Genomic DNA, 17,130 nt, shown 5'->3' with positions numbered 1-17,130 from the left:
CGCTACACGGGCCGGCCGATACTCGCCAGGCGTCCACCCCAACTGCGCCGCGGATACCGCCCACACTGGCGGAGCTGGTAGGCGAGTGCTGGCTGGGTCCTCCGCGGTTGGCCTCAATGTCATGGCTGGAGCGATGTAGTGGGGATGGGTGGTTTGTCGTTGGCGATGCAGCGCTAGCGATTAGCTCCATCTGCGACGCCGGCCTAGAAGCGGCGGTAGCTACAGCAGGGTTACTCGACCAGGCGCTCGATGAAGGAGATGACGCGTCGCGCTGCTTCAATGACGCCATGTTTGGGTTAATCGCCGAACAGCGTATCGCGAGACACTGCCTCTACACGCGGGCTGCGGCGAGTCATCTCGGAGGTTCCTTCTGGAGCCGTCATGCAACTTTATGACTGACCAATCACGTAGCTCGCTGGCCTCACGCCCTTGGTGGGCTGGTCAAGTCCGATGCAATCGTTGGTCAGTACCAATGCCATCAGGTGATCGAGTGGAGTGCAATTTCGCAGCCAGAGCTGGCTGACTTGAGTTGGGCAAGCCATCAACACACATGATGCCTTATAGACGCCGTCACCAGCCGCATCCAAGCACGGGCCAAGGTTAGGGAGCCTCGGCTGATTGACTAGTCAGGCCGAGGGGCATGGAATTATCTAGAATTATCTCGCCAACTATAATTGGCTGTTTTTTGATCGATCGGATCCTTGCCTATTGTGAGAATACCTAAGCATGGTCAGCTTTCTTACACACGCTGTCGTGAATGAAGAAGCTGTCGGCCAGGTGACTCTGTGGCCTCAGCCATAACTTCGCTCAAAAAGCAGAGGGTCTGACGAAGGCCCATGGCTTAATCTGAAGTACTCAGAAGCTTTTCTTTACAACTGCGCCGTGAGGCTGTCAGGTGCCAACTGTCCAATTGATTGAGAAATGCCAGAGCCTCGCCAGCATGCTTAAAAAATGTGAAATTAAATGTGCATCTCAATACGGGAAATCTCTCTGAAACACCTTTGCTAGAGCGGCTTTCAGAGATAAAAAAATGTGCAGCTTCAGCCCTACCATCTGCGCCTCCTAAGGCTCATAGAGAGTTGGCGTATGCTCCTTAGGAGGGACGAGAGTTCCTTCAGCTCAATGTGAGCTTGCTCGAAAGTGTCCGTGTTACGGGGTAGAACCCAATCGCCATCGCTGACTATTGATTCAGTCCTCACGATGGGCGCACCAGCGACAGACGCCCCCTTCATCGGCTACACGAGAGAACTGGTGAAATATCCAGGCTAAAGCCCAATTTCTCGCAGCTCACTTCGGATTCTTTCCAGTAATTCGTCTGACTTCGTCTCCTCTTCGGAAGCCAGATAGCCAGCGAGAATGACACTGACAGGATGCACACCAAGCATCTTGGCCATCTGCTCGATTTTATCGATCGAAGCGCTCCACCGGCCTCGTTCAAGATTACTGATGTAGGTCTGGCTCGGCCCCATGCTCTCCTGAGAGATATTTCGCTTCAGCCGGTACGACTTGAGCACATCACCAAGCGCACGCTTGAGTTCCGATCGCATTTCAACAGCTCGCAAAAGGAACGATGAAGCCGTTTCGAAGCGTTATGCACTATGCTATGAATAGTATATTTTCGAGATCGGCTTATGTTTTTGACCTACCAACACGCAAAAATCGACCAATTTGGACTTTTTGGAGATGACCCTATGGCATGGAGCTATGTGGAACACAACATTCACCGCCCTTGGTTCTAAGTTGCGGCAACTGGGGGGCAGGAAGATGAATTTGCTCCGAGTCCAATGCTGATGCTGACTAACGCCCAGCTTCTTCGGTCGCTAATCGAGGATCAGGAGAACGGGGTACGAATGGAAAGCGTGCTGCTGGTCACCCCAGACCATGTAAACCAATCGGGGCGCTGGATGATGGAACCGCTGGAGTCGATTGTGCGTTCGGAGGCTGCAGAGGGCGTTGCCTATACCTATAAGGTCGAAGGAGATAAGACCTATGTCTGTGGGGATGCAGAAGTCGCCTCTCTGGAGGGTGCACGCCGGAAAACGCTTTTCAGCAGTTTGATGCTCTCAAGCTCCGCACAATGATTTTCTTGAACCGCTCTTGGGGGTATTCGCTATGCAACTACTAATTCAGGCGAATGCTACCTATGGCCGCGTCCGCAAATAACTGAAGTATTTTTGAAGCGATGAGACGCGGCTTTGAAAGCCAACTGATTTCTGCTCCGGTAGATGAAGGAACCACCGTTGAAGTACCAATCGTCAGTCCCTATAGCCCTGTTCCTAGCAAGCATCCTTACTGGTTGTACATTACTCCCGATACCCGACGGCACTGAGTTCACTGATTCTGGACGCACATACCAGTTTCAAACGACTGCGTCGACCATGCGTTTTGCAAATACCAACCCACTGATGCTTAGACAAGGAAGCGAAAACACGCGCGTATTGGCTCTGTTCGGTATGCCGAACTTCCAGACGGTCGAGCCCGGGAAGTTCTCGAACTTCAAGTTTGCAACCTCGGAGATGGGATTGACCCAGGCATATATTTCTCCTGCATTAGCTAGAAAGCCGCAGGCGTCTGGTCCCACCAATACTGATCTTGCCGCTATCAGCGTTAATGCACTCTCCACTACGGGCCTTGGTACCGGCGCAGTAGGTGCCGCAGGTGCTGCTCTGATGATTGCAGGTACCGACACGTCACCGGATCCAAGGATCACGTATGGCGCAGCCATCTGCTACCGACCAGCCTCCGAGCAAGCTGATTTCAAAAAGGCCTACGTGGAATGTGTTGATCAAGTTGTTGAGGACGTGAAGAGTGCCCTCGGCCCTAAGGTGAACGTTGTGGAAAATAGCCAGCTCTTCAACATATCAGGCACCGTGGACGTTCCGTCGTATGGAAAACAGCCAGTGACACTGTTAGTTGGACGAGTCTACAACCATGCTGCCGAAGGATATGCGCCGATAGATAAGGGCGCTTTCAAGGCAAATATCTTCAGCATCCAGATTAAACGGTTCGGCGATTTCTCTGCTTCAAAAGCCACCATAGACGATATTGGCCAGGCATTACGTCGTGCCAAACGACTGACAATTGCTTACCGTCTGAATGCTAGTGAGGACTACCGCAAACTGAAGGATTCCGAGCCGGTTGGCATCTATTGATTTGTCCTTTTTGTAACCCACATGATGACCTAGTGCCGTGCTATCCTGATAAAGCTGCCCAAGAGCTCCCTATCCCGGGCGAAGTACCGGTGATGAAACTTGGTTTGAGGCGGCTTCTTTTGGGAGCCGCCTTTATCAACTTTGTAGACTTGATGAGTCACCGTCAGGTACGTCGCCGGCTTAGCTAGGTAAAACGGTCACTTCCAGGCGAGGACTTCTGAAACAGTTGGTTTCACCCAACATGTACGTCAATCGCGTAGAAGCTTGCTGACTTTGCAGTGGGATGCAATGTGGCCAAGCGTGGGCTGAACCATGGCATGGTCTTCTCTTTTTCGGATAAAAATGCCCCTCAAAGAGGGATATTGACGCAACTGCCTGAAGGCCCCTGGAAATGTACACCCATGGGACCTTTATGTTTAGCAGACTTACTGAGTGCGCCACGACTCAACAACGTCGGCTCCAAACTCAGTTTTCCACTCTTTCAATTGGCGATGGTTACCACCTTTGGTCTCAACAATCTCACCCGAGTTTGGATTTTTATAAATTTTCACATTCCGAGCTTTACGAGATGACTTTGGCACGATAACAGCTGATGGGCGACGAACAGCTTGGGGATCGAGAATGTTGATGACATTCTTCAAGCTGAAACCGTATTCACCAAGCAATGCACGCAGTTTGCTTTCAAACTCAATTTCTTTTTTCAGACCAGCGTCGCTTTTCATTGATTCGAGCTCTGCGAGCTGTTCGGCCAGCTGTTGCTCAAGCTTACGGAATTCAGCCAAACGAGACATGTGAGACGTCCTTAAGGATTATGGTGGTGGTGGAGTCATTCCATATGCTAAGCGATGATTGGTTATAACTGCACGCAAATAATATGCAGATACCAACACGTTGCAGCGAACAAAGGTCTCTCCGATCAGAGAACAAAAAATCTAAGGGCTGTTCAGCGTCTGCTCGGCCATACCAAGCTTGAGAGCACCGTTCGCTACTTAGGGATAGAGGTTGATGACGCTTTAGAAATGGCGGAACAGACCGAGGTCTGACTACGTATGGCGACGGCCTAGACCAGGCCATCGCTAACGGCCAGAACGCGCCGCTCCGTAGTGTGCGTAGTTTATGTTTCATTTCCAGACCCGCTGCTACCATCAACGGGATGCAGCATGTTTAGGATTGAAGATGCAGAACGAACTCAGCTTCACCGATGTAGTCCGCGAGATTCTTCGCCAGCACCCTGAAGGACTGACACCTCAGCAGATCCGAGAAATCCTGAAGGTTGAATATCCCCAGCACGTCGGCACCCCAAGCCATCTAAAAAATGTTGCGGCTGGCAACTACAAGGATGTGGATCATGCGGTTCTGGCCCGAATCTACCTAGCCTGCAGAGGTGCATCAGACATCGCTGCAGATAAAAGCCGTAAGCCTCACCTGATGACGCTCTTGGCGGATGCGGCTTCAGTCGAGATCAAGGCTGATGATTTCATCGAGGGGGAGGATCTCGCCAAGCTGGAAGCCGATATCGGCACGTTATACGTGTTATCCACCGGTCTCTATACCGTTGACCAGGTTGAGATAATTAAGATCGGGATTACCACCGGCCCCGTCGACAAGCGCATCACACAGCTTTATACGACGGGGGTGCCATTTCGCTTCACGATCATAAGTCAGCTTGAAACCACAAACTATTCAAAGCTTGAGCAGGCCTTGCACTGCCTGTTCGATAAGTATCGGACCAATAAGTCCAGAGAGTTTTTCACCGCTCATTGCCTGAAGTTTATTCCAGATCTAATCGCTATCCACCGGAAGATTGAGGAAGCCTAAGAAGAGCAGGTTTTTCTGGCAAAGGAGAAATGGGGGTGAGTTTATTTCTCTGACTTTAAATGGCCGCTTTTGGCTCTTAGGGAACCACCTTGTCAGCCAGAGATTTGTACGTAACCGTCCGGCCAAGTCACCTACCGAACTTGAGCATTAAGGGCGATGGTGTCCGCGTATTTTAGGTGGACACCATTTCTAGCCTTTTAAGCGGGTCTTTCCATGCAGCCACAACGCCGATCCTATTCCAAATCATTCAAGGCCCAGGTAGTCCAAGAGTGCGCTCAGCCCGGCGCCTCGATTGCCCACGTCGCGCAACACCACAGCCTTAACGCGAACCTCGTCCATAAATGGATTCGGGTACAAACGAACGAAGTCACGGAGCTGCAACCTGCTTTCATTCCGCTACCTTTGCAGTTCGCCGGAGGGCATTCCCAGGCTGCGTCATCGAGCATCTGCGTTGAAATCCAGCACGCGCGTGGCACCGTCAAAGTGAACTGGCCGACCGAAAGCGCTGCCGACTGTGCCTCCTTTCTGCGAGACCTGTTGCGGTGATTCGAATCGATGCGATCTGGCTCGCCACCGAACCGATGGACATGCGAGCCGGCACCGAAACGGCGTTAGCCCGGGTCATTGCCGTGTTCGGTGCGGCAAAGCCGCACTGCGCTTATCTGTTCGCCAATCGCCGCGCCAATCGGATGAAAGTTCTGGTGCATGACGGCGTGGGTATCTGGCTGGCGGCGCGACGATTGAATCAAGGCAGGTTTCACTGGCCCGGCATTCGGCACGGATCGGAGGTCGAACTCGATAACGAGCAACTTCAGGCTTTGGTACTGGGCTTGCCATGGCAACGGGTCGGTGCTGGCGGCTTGATCACAGTGTTATAACGCCTGCCATTAGCCCATCGGTTTATCGCTGCTGACTTCCGGCTCTGGCACAATCAGCGGCATGACTTCCTCGCCCAATCTCGATCAAATGACACCGGAACAGCTACGTGCCTTGGCTGAACAGGCCTTGCAGTTGCTGTCTCAGGTTGACTCGATGGGCCAGAAAATCCACCGTCTTGAAACGGTCAACGAGCAACTAGCTCTTGAGATCGCCATCCTCAAGCGACACAAGTTCGCCAAGCGCAGCGAACAGCTAAGCCCTGACCAAGGTAGCTTGCTCGACGATCTGCTCGACACTGATATCGCGGCCATCGAGGCCGAGCTGAAGGCGGTCAATCCGCCACCTGCACCGGGTGAGCTACGTCAGACCCCCAAGCGTGCGCCGCTGCCGCCGCAGTTCCCACGTACAGTGATCCGTCACGAGCCAGAAAACACTCAGTGCGTCTGCGGCTGCCAACTTCAGCGCATTGGCGAAGACGTCAGCGAGAAGCTCGATTACACCCCGGGCGTGTTCACCGTTGAGCAGCATGTGCGTGGAAAATGGACGTGCCGCAAGTGCGAAACACTGATCCAGGCGCCTGTACCGGCCCAAGTCATCGACAAGGGGATCCCGACCGCAGGCCTGCTGGCCCATGTGATGGTGGCGAAGTTCGCCGACCATTTGCCGCTGTACCGGCAGGAGAATATTTTTGGTCGGGCCGGGCTGGCGATTGCCCGCTCGACACTGGCGCAATGGGTCGGACAGACCGGTGTGCAACTTCAGCCTCTGGTCGATGCGCTACGTGAACAAGTGTTGGCCCAGGGCGTGATCCACGCCGATGAGACTCCGGTTCAGATGCTTGCGCCAAGCGAGAAGAAAACTCATCGCGCTTACGTCTGGGCCTACTGCACCACGCCGTTTTCGGCGCTCAAAGCTGTGGTTTATGACTTCAGTCCCAGTCGCGCAGGCGAGCATGCGCGCAACTTCCTTGGGCGGTGGAACGGCAAGCTTGTATGCGACGATTTCGCTGGCTACAAAGCCGGTTTCGAGAAAGGCATTACAGAAATTGGCTGCATGGCCCACGCCCGTCGCAAGTTTTTCGATCTGCACGTGGCGAACAAAAGCCAGCTGGCTGAACAAGCGCTGTACTCGATTGGCGGCTTGTACGAAGTTGAACGCCAAGCTCGGGACATGTGCGATGAGGATCGTTGGCGAATACGCCAGGAAAAGGCGGTACCGATCATCAAAACACTGCATGACTGGATGTTGGCCCAGCGCGACCTGGTGCCCAACGGATCAGCCACGGCCAAAGCCCTGGATTACAGCCTGAAACGCTGGGTGGCGCTCACGCGCTACCTAGACGACGGGGCTGTGCCCATTGACAACAACCAAGTCGAAAACCAGATCAGGCCGTGGGCACTTGGGCGCTCCAACTGGTTGTTTGCTGGGTCGCTGCGCAGCGGCAAACGAGCGGCGGCGATCATGAGTTTGATTCAGTCAGCGCGTATGAACGGGCATGATCCGTATATGTATTTGAAGGATGTGCTAACTCGTCTGCCGACGCAGCGGGCGAGTGGGGTTACTGAGTTGCTCCCGCACAAGTGGGTGTCCGTTTAACTACGCAAGGCGTGCTTGCCGTAGCTTGAATTTTCTCGACCGTTGGATGGAGTTAAAGCGACAGAGCCATCCAAGCTCGCTTTCGCTCTTGTCGGAAAGGGCAAAAAACTTATCCCGAAAGATTAACTAAATGCATAGTTCCCGAGCCCAAAGCTTAAGGTACTTTCGGACTCGGGATAGACGATATCCAGTCGGTCAGCCAAGAGGGTACTCAGCACCTATCACTTCGGGATCAAACGGCTTGCGAGAGAATATTTTCCTGACCATTGGTGCGAAGTGCTCCAAATCTGGGGTAGGGAACGCTGGGTCAAAAGAGGCCTGATCCCAACGCTCGCAAAAATCTGCGCATAGCTGGAAGCATGGATGGTCTCTGTAGCGATCTCTCTCGTTACGGTCCCCGCCAAAGTAATGGGCATAGTAGAAGTTCTGGAACAGTCCATGATGATGCAGCACCCAGGCAACCTCGCCACGTACATAAGGTCGTATAATCGATGCCGCGTACTGAGAGTGGTTATACGGCGCGAGATCGTCACCGATGTCATGGATCAAGGCGCCTACGATCATCTCCTCATCTGCACCGTCTGCCTCAGCGCGAGCAGCCGTTTGTAAGGAATGCTCAAGACGGTTGATTTTGTAACCGCTTAGCGTAGTGGCCAACCCTTGCAGTGCATTCAGAATTCGATCAGCCAACCCTTTGTTGAACTCACTCTCCAGATGCTCAAGGAAATGGTATTCCTCGGACGTTCCATCTTTCATGCGGATGAACTCGACCTGCTCCATATCACGCGGCCTCTTCGGTTTGTTTGGATCCTTTGATAATTTCGCTCAAACGCTCACGCGGCCCGTCTAAGTCTATGTAGCATCCTTGCAGATGCCTTGCCCCTTCGGAAGGGTTGAAGCTTGTGCGGCCATGAAGGACTCGGCTGTTGTCGAAAAACATCAGCTCTCCGGCGGCTAACCGGAACCTCACCTCATAGTCTGGATGATTGAACAATTCGGCCAAACGCTTACGTGCTTTATGGAATGCCCGTACTTCGTCGGCCCTCAGCAGCGGTAAGCTGTCCAGACGTGGACTGTAGTGCACGCCAAGGGTCTGCCCAGTTTCATCGGTCTTGATCATCGGACGCCGGGTGGTCAGCTCTACACCTTTATCTACGAACCGAAAGCGAACCGGAGTGTTTTTGAGGAGCATGTAGCCTGCAAGGTCTTCTTGCATAAGCGCATCCACCACCTTAACGCTATCCACCATCGTCGAGAGCCCACCGGAGGTTTCGTTGACCAAGCAGTGCAAGAGCTGAATGCCCGGCACTGGGTCTCGGTAGGGATTATCGGTATGTGGGCCCAAGGCCACGGTGCTATAAGCTAAGTCGTTCGCCTTCGGTTTTGAACGAACTTCGAAATAAGTGCCAAAATTGGTTTCCTTGATGTACCCAAATTTTCGACCTACTTCGAGTACCTGCTCAGGAGTATTTGGGACGTTCGCAAGGACGATGTAGCCATATTGCAGGTAGGCCATAAGCGCTGCTTCGAATGCTTTGCTATCGCCCAGCGCTCGCCAGTCATGACGAATCAACCGCTGATCTAAACTGCTATCCCAAGCAATGGGCACTGGGCTGTGATCGGCGTCAACAATTTCAGCCAGCAGATAGTCTGTTGTGTAGTGGGCACTATGACCGTCGCTGAAAGCAATTCGAACCCGCCCTTGTGAAAGGGGCTCAACCTCTGTCAATTGAACGTCTGGATCGATGAGGTGGGAATCGAACAGGCGCTGCTGCGTATTAGCGTCTGTCGACTCTGGATCCTGCGTTTTCTCCCGGAGCCACAACGCAGGAATTTCGTACTCATCCTGACCGGTGGAAAATTTGAGCGCAGGAGGAGTCTGTTGAATTTTCAGTTCGGTGACTTGCATTTTGCAGATCCTGAGAGTGGAGGTGACCCATTCTTTAGAGAAGTGTGCTAGATGAAAACGCGGGGAATCAGCATCCCTGCCATGCATTTTTCTAATGCTTAACGTCAGATGCCAAAGTAGGTGCGGGAAGCGCTCATGGCATCCTTCCCATCAAACGTTGTGACGCCGCCGAGCCATTTTTCCAGCCATGCGGGATTCTTCTTGATCCATTCTTTCGCGAGCATGACGGGGTCTTGTTTGTTCAGGATGCCTACCATGATTTCGCTTTCCATATCGGTGTCAAAGCGCATGTTGCTGATCAGCTTCGCAGCATTCGGGCAACGTGTGGTGTACTCGGGCGCCGTAACGGTGTAGACAGTGGCGGCACCATAATCGGGGCCAAATACCTCGTCTCCACCTGAAAGGTAGGTCATCTTGAATTCAAGGTTCATCGGATGAGGAGCCCAGCCAAGAAATACGATTGGCTTTTTGCGGGCTATGGCGCGCGCGACCTCCATCCGCATTGCAGCTTCGCTGGACTCAACCAGAGTGAAGTTACCCAAACCATAGAGATTCTTTTCGATCATCTTCTTCAGGGATGAGTTACCACCGCTCCCAGGCTCAATCCCATAAATTTTCCCACCCAACTGATCTTTGAATTTTGCAAGATCCTGGAAAGAATGCAGGCCCTGATCAGCAAGATAAGTGGGCACCGCCAAGGTGTACTTGGCGCCAGTCATGTTCGGGGGCTGTTGCTTGAGCAGCTTGCCTTCGTTGACCAATGGCATGACGGTGGGATCGAGAGAGGGCGACCAATAATCGAGAAACGCGTCCAGCTTGCCCGCTTGGATCGACCCGAGAGCAATGGGCACTGCGACCAGCGTTTTGCTAGGGGAGTAGCCTAGGGACTCGGCCACGGCCATCGTCACTCCATTGTTGGCAGCATTGTCCGCCCAGCCGAGATCGGCCAACCGAATAGCCTTGCACTGTTCAGTGTCGGCTGCCGCGAGCGTGCTTAAAGAGGTGAAAGACAATCCAGAAAAAGCTAGGTACAACAAGGCTTTGCGCATGATTCGTCTCCGCGTACCAGTTAAATCAACTAGGGTTAGTAGGTCTTGGCAGAGAGCAAATTTGTGTGTGAGGATGACCGAGCTTTTTTGTTTTAGATTTCGGTTCAAGCCCAAGACTACTCAGTCCACAGCGGACGAGATACGCGCTTGAACCTTATACGGGGCATGCATAAATCTTATGGAAGGTTACAGAAAAACTTTACCTGCCATGAAGGCGCTGGTGGCGTTTGAGGCCGCAGTCAGACTCGGGTCAATGACCGCAGCAGCCAAGGAAATAGGCACGACTCAGCCTGCTATCTCACAGCAAATCAGAAGCCTTGAGGAAACGGTGGGAGGAGCCTTGCTTAATCGCTCGGGCAACCACCTGCGGCCAACGGCCAGTGGAAAGCGCTTCTACGAAGACCTATCGCCCTTGCTGTCCAACTTGGACTCTGCGTTGGAAAGAGTCCAAGCAAGCCTTTCTAACCATGTTCCTTTGATTACAATTTCTGCGAATTTTGGGTTTTCCCATCTTTGGTTATTACCTAGGCTGCATCTTCTCCAGCTCGAATTTCCTGGCTTACGATTTCAAATTCTTCCTATGGACTCGCACGACACATCCAATTTGCATGACGTAGATTTGGCCATCAGCTTCGATCAACGTGATCCAAAAATGGAAAGCGAAATCATGCTCGCGCCGGAGAAGGTCTTTCCAGTATGCAGCCCGGCTTTTGCGCAGCAGCACGGTTTATGGACTGACGTAACACAGAGCGACTTGAAGTCGCTGGCGTTGCTTCATATGGATGAACGCAATCCAAGGTGGTTGGATTGGGCGAGATGGTCTGCCCTTGCTGGGTTTGGTTCAATTGATGAAAAAACCAGTTTCACTTTTAACAATTATCCATTGCTTTTGAACGCTGCAATTCAGGGAAAAGGCCTCACGCTCGCTTGGGGTGCACTTGTGGATCAGGCGATCCAGGATGGCCTATTGGTGCGGTTAGGGCCTACAGTAATTCGTGATGACCACGGTTACCTACTGCGCACTCGGCATCGTAACAACTCACTGATCACCCCTGTAATTGAGTGGTTTAGGTCGTCTATGGCTCATGCGAACTCCTGATTTTTATGGGTTTCGTGCTTACAGATACCTAAACGCGCGCAGTGCTAGGCGTACGTAAGGTGCGTTAGCCGGACGCTTACATTTGTACAGGTCCGTGTAGGCTGAGAAATGAGTTTTTGCCGCTTGGATTACAGACTGACCAAAATGTTTCGCGACTGGAGTAACCAGAAGGTCACCAGGTGCGTATCCCTTCGTAAGAAGGCCATTCACTGGCTGAAGGTAATGAATCGCGGTAGCACGGAATTCGGCGCAACACTTGACGTGGTCTATTCTGGCAGCCGTTCAGCCATTCATGCTCCTTGCTCTGACCGCCAGTAGGGGTAATTGCCCTGATAGAGCAGCATTACCCTCAACGCGGAAGATAGTGCAGTCGTTAACGCAACTGACTGGCTAACCCTGAGCTCAGACCAAGATTGCTGTCTCGGCCGCAATCACGTTCTGCACGGCTGCATAAAGATCTACGTCCATTTGCGGTGTCTTGATCGAGATCACCAAGCTGTAACGAGCCCTATTATGGTACTTGCCTTGCTTGGTGATGGTTTTCCACCATCCAGAGGCGGGCGAGACTGCGATCATGCCGAGGCTTGCCAGGTTTGCTGCTGTTCCCTGCCAGACGTCGGAGTGAAGCGAGCCGTGGTGTCTGGCGTCACCGATGAGCCATCCTGGATCAGCCACAGTCCCTTGATAATCCGCATCCTCTTCTTCTCGGGCTGTTTTGTTTACGCGGTAACGGAACTGCGCCTTATCCTCCCCGGGTCGGCTAACATCAAACCTTAAGCCGTGAGACTCATACCGATACCGTCCAGTAATACCCCTTTCCATTACGCCGGGGTTTGGTTCAATAAAGTACGAGAGAGTGACGCGCATCTCGACTTCGGTGTTCCCCAAGTGGAGTAGATACTCGGTTGGCCAGGGAAGCAGGTGGAGATTCATATCCTGTGCTGAAGGAGGATTTTTGCCCTGCTTCTTGTAGGGTTGGAGGTCATCCTCAACGATGAGCGTCAGAGAGTTGGAAGCGCTCCACATGGCCCGTTCGATACTGGGCACTCCGAAGCCACAGGTTCTCACTAGGCGTTCGTATGACCCCTTGGTTTCGTCTGGCCGAAAATCCTGGATCATCCGGGGAGTCCACTCAGCGGAGTTCACCATGAGCGCCCTTACAGTTTCAGGCCAGTAGCGCGGGTAAGCGCTATAGATCTGTGCTGCCATTCTCGAGGCCAGAGCAGAAGCCGCACTAGTTGCCCATGTTGTGGCAAACAGTCGTTTTTCTGGCTCATGCGAGGTTGTGAGCAGCATCAAATCAGGATGGGTACATGTCCAATGCGTATCTTTGGCTAGGTTGCCACCTTCGAAGACGACATCTGGTTTGATTGGCCACGGGGAGCCTTTCCAGTTGTGTGAGGTTGTGCTGAAGGGGCTTAGACTGCCCTCGGGCGCGACGGCGTCATAGTTGGCGACATTCACCTTCTGCGTATATGCACCGACGCACAATGCGTTCCAGGATTGACCTGGGTCGTGAATGCTGTCGGCTTGGTTGCTGGAGGGATAGTCGCCGTACTTGCTCTCGTCTGCATTACCCGCAGACAACACAAAGAGGCGTGGATACTGCCGATCCCCGAGTGTGTCAGCTGCCAGTGAGTCAATTGCAGCAGACCATGCGGAGGGCCTGCCTTTGTCTCGATCATCGACACTGGTCACTGCCATGCTGAAAACACGGTTCGCGTTGGAGTGGGCAAGTTCTGGACGGCCTACCGCAAGCATAGTCAAGGACCCGAAATGCTCTCCCTCGTTGCCTTTTCCTTGGCGCAGTAGTTTTACCGACTCCAGACGATGAGAAAGGGCGATAGGTGAGCTGGAGTTGAGGGGGTGTATCAGATCGCCATAGAGCGCGACTCCGGCGAGTCCAGTTCCATGCCCGAACTCATCGTGGCCGCCCCAGTCAGGATCAATTGCGTGTAGGTCAGCAAGATCGAGATGCTGGCTCAGAAGGGGGTGGCCAGCATTTACACCAGTGTCGATCAAGCAAACACGCGGACTGTCCGCAGCAGGGGGTATCGTTCGCTGCAGGAGTTCATCGACCCACTGTCGTTGCTCCTGGGGATCCATCGAATCGAAGAAGTCGGCGGACTCCTTCGGCCTGCGAATTTCGGCGACTTCATTGAGCAGATCTAACGAGGCAGAAATGGCATTTCGTGAGGCCTGGACGCCGAGAACGATCCGTTCCGGAAAAGTCAGAAACTGCTTGGATGTATTGAAGCCAAGTAATTTTGTTGTGGTCTGGAATCGCTGAAGCGCAGCTGTGGCGCTTTCTCGAGCCGGAAGCCAGAACTCCCACCAGATCACCTCATCGGCGTTCTGAGGCAACGCATCTGGTGCGTCAGTCCACAGCGCCTCGAAGGTGGCAGCACGAATTTCTTGGATTGTGTTCAGGAGCGGGGCATTACGTGGTTTTTCGGCGGTTCCCTTAGTGAGATATCCCGTCACTAGCTTCTCAAAAACCTTCAGTTGCCCATTCGGCACAAAGACAGTGGCCCAATGGATCCCGTCGGGGCTTTGCCGGACATTCAGCAGCTCGATTTGCTGCTTTTCTCGGCTGAGGCTCTCAAATGCCAGGTGGACATCAGGCTGGCTTTTGAACTCAAGTTGTAGCCCTAAGCCGCCCCCTTTACCAGCTGCTTGCTGAAGGCCGACAGCTTCGTCCATGCGAAGCTTGAGTCGACCTATCTGAGCCTGTAGGTGCTTGCCGTGCTCTGCTCTGTTGAGCTTGGGGTACTGGATTTTGCGACCACTGCCCCGAGGGCTTCGATAAGGCTCCGCGTTACCTTTCTTTGCCAGACGAATATGGGGTAGTTGTTTTGGTGTCTGTTCTGCCATTGAGAAGCTCTAACTTAGGAGCGTTGTCTTACATGGAAAGTCTTTCGCTCCTCAAGATGCCTTTCCACGTCCTTGGCCGCCACCGCAGTACGATCATGAATGATCGCGTCCTTGATCGCGTCGTCCGCTGCCCTCGCCAGTTCTGCGTAACTGAGGCCCTCTGCGACTTTGCACAGGTTGTCCCAGTTGCGAATCGACTTCGAAAAATTCGTCAGTCGATTCTTAAGCACAGCCTTGGTCTGTTCCTCATTGGGCAGTCCATACTCGATAACATCATCGAAGCGCCGGAACAAGGCGTAGTCGAGAATTTCCGGGTGATTAGTGGCGGCAATGATCAGGCTATTGGACTGGTCCTGCTCAATCATCTGAAGAAAACTGTTCAGGACGCGGCGGATTTCGCCCACGTCGTTGGCTAACCCCCGCTGTGAGCCGATGGCGTCGAATTCGTCGAAAAAGTAGATGCCACGGGTATCACGGATGGCATCGAAGATCTGGCGAAGCTTGGCTGCGGTTTCGCCCATGTACTTGGTGATAAGGCTGTCCAGGCGGACGATGTACAGCGGGATGCCAAGCTCACCGGCGAGCGCTGAAGCAGTCATGGTCTTACCTGTGCCTGGAGGGCCAACAAGCAGCAATTTACGGCGAGGTGACAGGCCATGAGCACGAATCTTCTCGAAATTGCGCTGCTCGTTGATGATCCGTCCCAAACGATTATGGGTAACCTCATCCAGGATCATTTCCGAAAAGCGAGTTCTTGGTAGAACTACGGACAGCAGGTTGCTCAACTCGCCTCTCGGCTGACCGATCGGCACTGGTTGTCCTGAGGGGAGCCGGTTTTTCTTGGCTGTGTCGATGATGGCCCGTAAATCATCTGCGAGCTTGCTATGGCCTTGCTTGGCTTCATGTGCTGCCATTTGCATAGCAACGGCTAGGAAATGTGTGTCATCCCCTTTGATATGCGAGCGCAGTAGCGCTTTTAGATGTTCGCTGCTAGCCATAGCTTTCAACCTTCCGAAGGGGGGTAGTCTAATCCTTAGGACGCGCTTTTATCTAAGCGAGTCAATATTCTTGGCGCTTGTACCGATCGCCGGCTTCCACTCAGCGCGGGCCATCGTGCATTGCTGCTTTCCCCAAGGCTATAGCCATCCAACTGGGGAGGCTTGCTCTCACCGAGGCCAGACTTTCCCATTCAGCTTTTGCCAGGCGCTGACGTACCATCTGGGCGGACCTTTCTGCTTGCTCTTCCCCCATCCAGGCCAGCGCTCGGAGTGCCTCTCCTGCTGGCGAGGATCCTAGAGAAAACCACCAGTAAGGCGCGTGTTGGAGATGAACTCTTCGGCTTCCAACTGCCAATTGCTTGCTGCGTCCAGTAGTAAGGTACACGTCCCGTCGGATAGAGGATTTCGTTAATCCCAGCATTTTCGCGGCCCGTGCGCCATCGAATGAGATGCCATGCTTGCCTTGGGCCGCGATCGATTTCATCACCGACATAATCGAGGGGACCTTGGTGCAGCCATTCGTGCGCACCGGCGCAACATAAGTCCCACGCGCTACACGCATCATCTGCCCAGCTTTGACTAACCGGCAGAATGCTTGATCTACAGCGGCGCGACTACCCAGATGAAGAAACTCTTTAGGCGCAAGCACCTCGCCCTCTTTTAAAGACTGGCTGCGCTCCAAGATCGCTTTGGGAATCGATGGCATGTCATGGCTCGATTGATCAAATGTCAGATATTGAATTATATATCTGACATTTGATCAATGACCGTTTGTCTCCTGATCGCCGGGCTTGTCTTTCCAGTAGTTGGGATTTCGCACCGATGCCAGGAACGGCTTTCAATGAGCGGCCCAGATTTGTTGAATCGGAAAGCTGGGCGAGCATCGACCTCATCGACGTCCATCTTCTTCAGGCGCGCCTGAAACAACCTTTTCCATACGCATGATGCGTAGCATTCCACACGGCCATAAAGGGTCCACTGCGTCGCCTGTTGGTCAAGCCTAATGCAAGCGGGTGGTCAGAATGGATGTAATTGACTGGTCAGTGGCAATGCAAATGGGTGGTCAGGTGGGATGCAATTTCCCAACTGATTGTTCAGCCGTGTGAACGAGCTGTTCACCAAATCCACAGTGCTGTGGGTAGAAGCCTAGCTTTCTGTATCAGGAACTATTGTCAGATTTACTTTCGACCTCGCGGCTTTTAGCTTGGCAATTTGAATTGCCTGTTGATTGCAGTTGTCCTGCAGATTGATGATTTGATTATTAAGAGTGTCAATCTTTTTTTTTAATCGGATATTTTCACGAGCAAGCAAATCGCGATCGCTAAGTAAATTTGATGAAAGTATGGTTTCAACGAAGGAGCGTAGACCCTCTAGGACTTTGGCGTTGTTAATCTCTTTAAGTTTCGTAATTTCAGACTTGAGGGTAGTAGCTGATTTGGATTTGATTTTATGTCTCGGGAAGCGGGCTAGAAGAAGTGAAAGTTCGACATTTTTCTGGTTGATCCACTCCATTAGCTCAGGTTGACGACGCATTGAAAGGATACTTTTGTCCTTGTTTGCATTTCTTGCTACAGAACTCTGATTAATCTTTCGGTCCTTTAAAGAAATATTTCCTCCACCGGAAATTAGTTGCTTTAGGCGGATGAACTCTTGTAAGGCTGACTGATAAAGCTCTTTAGTGGTATTGCTTGCACCACTAAGCCATGTCGGGGTGTCAGTAGAGCTAGCTCTGGAGAGTTTATCTCGAATAGACATA

The 17,130-nt window shown here is 52.7% G+C and carries 16 protein-coding genes; 7 read left to right on the top strand and 9 right to left on the bottom strand.

The features are described 5' to 3' along the window. Positions 1-1,265 precede the first annotated feature (1,265 nt). A complete protein-coding gene (locus PVZ80_RS12095; protein ID WP_273863932.1) occupies positions 1,266-1,547 on the bottom strand; it encodes a helix-turn-helix domain-containing protein in 282 nt (93 codons plus the stop codon). Between the two features lie 303 nt (positions 1,548-1,850). On the opposite strand from PVZ80_RS12095, the gene PVZ80_RS12090 reads away from it, so the two are divergent. Both PVZ80_RS12090 and PVZ80_RS12085 read left to right on the top strand, forming a co-directional pair. Beyond that, positions 1,851-2,081, top strand: a complete 231-nt coding sequence (locus tag PVZ80_RS12090) for a hypothetical protein (protein WP_273863931.1) — start codon at positions 1,851-1,853, stop codon at positions 2,079-2,081. 297 nt (positions 2,082-2,378) lie between these two features. Further along, complete coding sequence (locus tag PVZ80_RS12085) at positions 2,379-3,152, top strand: hypothetical protein (protein ID WP_273863930.1); 774 nt, start codon at positions 2,379-2,381, stop codon at positions 3,150-3,152. Between the two features lie 425 nt (positions 3,153-3,577). On the opposite strand, the gene PVZ80_RS12080 is transcribed toward PVZ80_RS12085, so the two are convergent. Beyond that, positions 3,578-3,943, bottom strand: a complete 366-nt coding sequence (locus tag PVZ80_RS12080) for a histone-like nucleoid-structuring protein, MvaT/MvaU family (RefSeq protein ID WP_273863929.1) — start codon at positions 3,941-3,943, stop codon at positions 3,578-3,580. Between the two features lie 385 nt (positions 3,944-4,328). On the opposite strand from PVZ80_RS12080, the gene PVZ80_RS12070 reads away from it, so the two are divergent. The 4 genes from PVZ80_RS12070 (at position 4,329) to tnpC (ending at position 7,445) form a co-directional block, all read left to right on the top strand. Next, positions 4,329-4,970, top strand: a complete 642-nt coding sequence (locus tag PVZ80_RS12070; protein WP_273863928.1) for a GIY-YIG nuclease family protein — start codon at positions 4,329-4,331, stop codon at positions 4,968-4,970. Between the two features lie 213 nt (positions 4,971-5,183). After that, entirely contained in the window at positions 5,184-5,516 is a 333-nt protein-coding gene (gene tnpA / locus PVZ80_RS33955) for an IS66-like element accessory protein TnpA (RefSeq protein ID WP_086944210.1), read from the top strand. After that, entirely contained in the window at positions 5,513-5,848 is a 336-nt protein-coding gene (tnpB, locus tag PVZ80_RS12065) for an IS66 family insertion sequence element accessory protein TnpB (RefSeq protein WP_140393644.1), read from the top strand. The genes tnpA and tnpB overlap by 4 nt, the downstream gene beginning before the upstream one ends. 61 nt (positions 5,849-5,909) lie before the next feature. After that, positions 5,910-7,445 (top strand): IS66 family transposase, encoded by a 1,536-nt coding sequence (gene tnpC, locus PVZ80_RS12060; RefSeq protein WP_086946247.1) that lies wholly within the window; start codon positions 5,910-5,912, stop codon positions 7,443-7,445. A gap of 195 nt (positions 7,446-7,640) precedes the next feature. Here tnpC and PVZ80_RS12055 read toward each other — a convergent pair whose 3' ends face one another. From PVZ80_RS12055 to choX, 3 genes are all read right to left on the bottom strand, one after another. Further along, on the bottom strand, positions 7,641-8,225 hold the full coding sequence (locus PVZ80_RS12055; RefSeq protein ID WP_086946248.1) for an HD domain-containing protein: 585 nt from the start codon (positions 8,223-8,225) through the stop codon (positions 7,641-7,643). Between the two features lies 1 nt (position 8,226). After that, entirely contained in the window at positions 8,227-9,354 is a 1,128-nt protein-coding gene (locus tag PVZ80_RS12050) for a TauD/TfdA family dioxygenase (protein ID WP_237509817.1), read from the bottom strand. A gap of 104 nt (positions 9,355-9,458) precedes the next feature. Then, positions 9,459-10,403 carry a choline ABC transporter substrate-binding protein gene (gene choX, locus PVZ80_RS12045; protein ID WP_202340090.1) on the bottom strand — a complete coding sequence of 315 codons (945 nt, stop codon included), beginning with the start codon at positions 10,401-10,403 and terminating at the stop codon, positions 9,459-9,461. A gap of 178 nt (positions 10,404-10,581) precedes the next feature. On the opposite strand from choX, the gene PVZ80_RS12040 reads away from it, so the two are divergent. After that, the gene (locus tag PVZ80_RS12040; protein WP_202340091.1) at positions 10,582-11,502 is read left to right on the top strand and encodes a LysR family transcriptional regulator; all 921 of its coding nucleotides are present in this window, start codon (positions 10,582-10,584) and stop codon (positions 11,500-11,502) included. Between the two features lie 402 nt (positions 11,503-11,904). Here the strand turns inward: PVZ80_RS12040 and PVZ80_RS12035 are convergent, their stop codons facing one another. The 4 genes from PVZ80_RS12035 to PVZ80_RS12020 form a co-directional block, all read right to left on the bottom strand. Next, the gene (locus tag PVZ80_RS12035) at positions 11,905-14,376 is read right to left on the bottom strand and encodes a S8 family peptidase (RefSeq protein ID WP_337960723.1); all 2,472 of its coding nucleotides are present in this window, start codon (positions 14,374-14,376) and stop codon (positions 11,905-11,907) included. Between the two features lie 14 nt (positions 14,377-14,390). Next, positions 14,391-15,374, bottom strand: coding sequence for an AAA family ATPase (locus tag PVZ80_RS12030; RefSeq protein WP_273863927.1), 984 nt, complete (start codon positions 15,372-15,374; stop codon positions 14,391-14,393). 100 nt (positions 15,375-15,474) lie between these two features. Beyond that, positions 15,475-16,080 (bottom strand): DUF6088 family protein, encoded by a 606-nt coding sequence (locus PVZ80_RS12025; RefSeq protein WP_273863926.1) that lies wholly within the window; start codon positions 16,078-16,080, stop codon positions 15,475-15,477. Positions 16,081-16,520: 440 nt separating this feature from the next. Then, positions 16,521-17,129 carry a hypothetical protein gene (locus PVZ80_RS12020; RefSeq protein WP_273863925.1) on the bottom strand — a complete coding sequence of 203 codons (609 nt, stop codon included), beginning with the start codon at positions 17,127-17,129 and terminating at the stop codon, positions 16,521-16,523. Position 17,130 lies beyond the last annotated feature (1 nt).

This window comes from Pseudomonas sp. B3G-3, assembly GCF_028640915.1.
Taxonomy (GTDB): Bacteria; Pseudomonadota; Gammaproteobacteria; order Pseudomonadales; family Pseudomonadaceae; genus Aquipseudomonas; species Aquipseudomonas chlororaphis_I.
Note: the sequence above shows the minus strand (reverse complement) of the source record. Positions and strands in the feature narration are given on the sequence as shown.

Bases quoted from the DNA above. Each gene is read 5' to 3' on its own strand.
- PVZ80_RS12095 (WP_273863932.1), bottom strand. From the start codon at position 1,547: ATGCGATCGGAACTCAAGCGTGCGCTTGGTGATGTGCTCAAGTCGTAC.
- PVZ80_RS12090 (WP_273863931.1), top strand. From the start codon at position 1,851: ATGGAAAGCGTGCTGCTGGTCACCCCAGACCATGTAAACCAATCGGGG.
- PVZ80_RS12085 (WP_273863930.1), top strand. From the start codon at position 2,379: ATGCGTTTTGCAAATACCAACCCACTGATGCTTAGACAAGGAAGCGAA.
- PVZ80_RS12080 (WP_273863929.1), bottom strand. From the start codon at position 3,943: ATGTCTCGTTTGGCTGAATTCCGTAAGCTTGAGCAACAGCTGGCCGAA.
- PVZ80_RS12070 (WP_273863928.1), top strand. From the start codon at position 4,329: ATGCAGAACGAACTCAGCTTCACCGATGTAGTCCGCGAGATTCTTCGC.
- tnpA (WP_086944210.1), top strand. From the start codon at position 5,184: ATGCAGCCACAACGCCGATCCTATTCCAAATCATTCAAGGCCCAGGTA.
- tnpC (WP_086946247.1), top strand. From the start codon at position 5,910: ATGACTTCCTCGCCCAATCTCGATCAAATGACACCGGAACAGCTACGT.
- PVZ80_RS12055 (WP_086946248.1), bottom strand. From the start codon at position 8,225: ATGGAGCAGGTCGAGTTCATCCGCATGAAAGATGGAACGTCCGAGGAA.
- PVZ80_RS12050 (WP_237509817.1), bottom strand. From the start codon at position 9,354: ATGCAAGTCACCGAACTGAAAATTCAACAGACTCCTCCTGCGCTCAAA.
- choX (WP_202340090.1), bottom strand. From the start codon at position 10,403: ATGCGCAAAGCCTTGTTGTACCTAGCTTTTTCTGGATTGTCTTTCACC.
- PVZ80_RS12040 (WP_202340091.1), top strand. From the start codon at position 10,582: ATGGAAGGTTACAGAAAAACTTTACCTGCCATGAAGGCGCTGGTGGCG.
- PVZ80_RS12035 (WP_337960723.1), bottom strand. From the start codon at position 14,376: ATGGCAGAACAGACACCAAAACAACTACCCCATATTCGTCTGGCAAAG.
- PVZ80_RS12030 (WP_273863927.1), bottom strand. From the start codon at position 15,374: ATGGCTAGCAGCGAACATCTAAAAGCGCTACTGCGCTCGCATATCAAA.
- PVZ80_RS12025 (WP_273863926.1), bottom strand. From the start codon at position 16,080: ATGCCATCGATTCCCAAAGCGATCTTGGAGCGCAGCCAGTCTTTAAAA.
- PVZ80_RS12020 (WP_273863925.1), bottom strand. From the start codon at position 17,129: ATGTCTATTCGAGATAAACTCTCCAGAGCTAGCTCTACTGACACCCCG.